The organism is Paenarthrobacter sp. CM16 (genome assembly GCF_013179505.1).
In the GTDB taxonomy this organism is placed as follows: Bacteria; Actinomycetota; Actinomycetes; order Actinomycetales; family Micrococcaceae; genus Arthrobacter.
The window spans coordinates 1-3,018 of sequence record NZ_JABMCX010000419.1; the positions used below are offsets into that span (position 1 = coordinate 1).

At 63.7% G+C, this 3,018-nt stretch carries 3 protein-coding genes; all 3 read right to left on the minus strand.

Translation table 11 applies throughout. The features are described 5' to 3' along the window. Window positions 1-1,051: LLM class flavin-dependent oxidoreductase (locus HP499_RS22755; RefSeq protein WP_172326341.1), on the minus strand; the 1,051-nt coding region annotated here is incomplete at its 3' end. Then, the gene (locus HP499_RS22760; RefSeq protein WP_253951755.1) at window positions 1,048-2,484 is read right to left on the minus strand and encodes a transporter substrate-binding domain-containing protein; all 1,437 of its coding nucleotides are present in this window, start codon (window positions 2,482-2,484) and stop codon (window positions 1,048-1,050) included. The genes HP499_RS22760 and HP499_RS22755, both read right to left, overlap by 4 nt. After that, the coding region (locus HP499_RS22765) for an amino acid ABC transporter permease (protein WP_172326342.1) at window positions 2,481-3,018 on the minus strand (538 nt) is incomplete at its 5' end. The genes HP499_RS22760 and HP499_RS22765, both read right to left, overlap by 4 nt.

Consider the following 3,018-nt stretch of genomic DNA (forward strand, 5'->3'; position numbering starts at 1 on the left):
CACCGGACTCCCAGAGGGTGGTGGGCGCGGCAGCCCGGACGGCCGGAATGACCTCCAGGGCGAAGCGTTCAAGGATCTCGAGCTGCTGCCCAAAGGGCAGCGTGGTGGGCAGGGAGACCGACTGTAGATCATGCTGGTACAGCGAGTGGTAGCTAAGGATTTTCTCGATCACCTGCTCCGGGCTGCCAACCAGCGCCGGCCCCTCGGCAACGGCGTGCTGGATGTCCCGGAAAGGTGAGTTGTTGCCTGGGACGTTCCGGCCGGCGGTCAGTCCTTCGTAGACGGGCCCGTACTGGCGGATGGCTTCCTGGGTGGTGTCCGCAATGAAGACACCACCTGCTCCACTGCCCGATCCCAGATACTGGTGCCGGGGATCGTGCCCGTGGCGCTCATACTCTTCGCGGTAGTGGTCGATCAGGACCTTGTAGTTCTCCCGGGGTTGGATGGCGTTGGCGGTGAACAGCGGATCTCCCCACTTAGCGGCGAGCGCAGCGGATGTGAGGGTTGTAGCCGAGCCGTGCCAAATCCGGGGTGAGCCCGCAAAGGGGCGTGGCGTCGTCGTGGTTGGTTCGGTGAGCGCGGACCGGAAGCGGCCTGACCAAGTGACGCTTTCCTTGCGCCAGAGCGCACGCAGCAGGCCGTACTTTTCGGCCAGCAGGTCCCATTGATCGTCCAGCGACAGCCCAAAAAGCGGGTACTGCAGCACTTCATTGCCCTTGCCGATCACCAGTTCCAGGCGGCCGCGGCTCAGCTGGTCGATGGTGGCGTAGTCCTCGGCCACGCGCACCGGGTCCAGCACGGAGAGCACGGTGACCCCGGTTTGGAGGCGGATGCGGCTGGTGACCGCGGCAATGGCGGCGAGGACCGTCGTCGGGGATGAAGAGACAAACTCGCCGGCGTGGCGTTCACCCACGGAGAAGCTGTCGAAGCCGAGCTCCTCCGCCCGGCGGGCTGTCTTCACTACCTGGTTCAGGCGGTCGGCAGTGGAAACAATCTCCCCCGTCACCGGGTTTTTCAGGTGGGGAATGATGTCCAGGACCTGGAACTTCATTTGGTGGTCCCCGCCGGCGTAACAAAGGTGGCTTCGGTGACGGTCTTGGATTCGGGGAGGGCTTCCTCGGACAGGCCCCAGCGTTCAAGGACCTTGCCGTAGGAGCCCTCCTTGATGGTGGAGTTCAAGGCATCGGTGATGGCCGGGGCCAGTCCGTTGCCCTTCAGGGTGGTGGCGGCAACGAGAGTCTCTGCGGGCCAGCCGGCGTTGACCTTGCCCACAACCTTGAGGTCGTCACGGGTGTTCTCGCGATACGTCACCGACGGGTACGGTCCCAGGTTCAGGTCCGTGCGGCCAGAGGAGAGCGCCAGGATGGTGTCTGCGTCCGAGGAGTAGTACTGCAACGTGGCCGGGGCCTTCCCCTTGTCCTCAAGCTCCTTGTTCCAAGCCAGCAGGATCTTCTCCTGGTTGGTGCCTGAGCCCACGGAAATCTTCAGGCCGGAAATGTCATCCGAGCCCTTGATGTCGTAGCTGGAGCTCTTCTTCGCTTCGAACCCCATGTACGCGGCGCGGTAGGTGGAGAAGTCGAACAGCTTCACGCGGGCTGCGTTGATCCCCACGTTGGAGAAGACGGCTTCGAAGTCACCGGACTGGGTCTTGAGCGGCCAGTTCTCCCACGACGTCACCTGGAGGTCCAACTCCAAGCCGAGCTTGTCGGCCACCAGTTGGGCGATGTCCACCTCCACACCGATCGGCGTCTTGTCATCGGTGGCGTGGAAGGACAGCGGAATGGAACCGGCGGTGGTGGCCACGGTCAGCTTGCCGTCCTTGGCAATCGCTGCGGGGACAGCGGCGGAGGCAGCGCCGTCTTTCTCGCCGCGGATCCGGTTCTGGTCCACGGACGTGTTGTAGACCACGCCATTCTTGGCAGCCTCGGACTCCGGCTTGGCTGCCGACGCTCCAGGATCGGAGCACCCGGCCAGCACTGGAAGCACGACGGCGGGAAGTATGGGCGCCTCGATGACGTTTTCCAAGGCGGTGAGGTGCGGGAACAGGTTGAAGCTCTGGAACACCATGCCAATGTGGGTGCGTTGCTTGAGAATGTCCTTCTCCCGCAGTTCGTGGAGCTTGTTGCCACGGACTTCGTAGCCCACCAGCTCGCCGTCGATGGTGATGTAACCGCCGTCGACCTTTTCCAAGTGGTTGATGGTGCGCAGCAAGGTGGACTTGCCGGAGCCGGAAGGACCCACGATCACCGCAACGCCACCCGGCGGGACGGACAAGGAAACTCCTTTGAGGACTTCCGTGGTGCCGAAGGACTTCCGGACGTTGGTGATGTCCACCTGGCCGCGGGTCACAGCGGGTGTGGCGTTCGGCGTCGTCGTGCGCTTTCCGCCCTGCGAAGGCGACGGTGAAGCCGGCTCCTTGGCCGGCGTCGCTTCAGCGAGGTGGGCGGCAGCAGCCGCTTCGGAGGAAGAGAAGACGGTGGTCATCGGGATTCCTTCGTGGGAGAGGCGGCACCGTGGGTGGTGAAGAACTTCCGGGCCTTCTGCAACGGCGTGAGCGGCAGGGTACGCAGGGCACCCTTGGAGAAGTGGCGTTCGATGTAGTACTGGAAAACGCTCAGGACCGAGGTGATGACCACGTACCAAAGCGTGGCCACCAGGAGCAGCGGCAGCACCTGCTGGGTGCGGTTGTAGATGACCTGGACCGTGTAGAAGAGCTCGGAGTAGGCCAGGACGTAAACAATCGAGGTGCCCTTGACCAGGCCGATGATCTCGTTGAAGGCGTTGGGCAGGATGGCGCGCATCGCCTGTGGAAGCACAATCCTGGTGGACCGCTTCCACGCCGGGATGCCCAAGGCAGAGGCTGCTTCGAGCTGGCCCTGGTCCACTGAGAGAATGCCGCCGCGAATGATTTCCGCGGAGTAGGCGGCCTGGTTCAGCGTCAGGCCCAGGACTGCGGCGGCGAACTGGCTGATGAGCGTGGTGGTCTGGGCTTCGAAAAAGCGGACGTCCGTGAAGGGG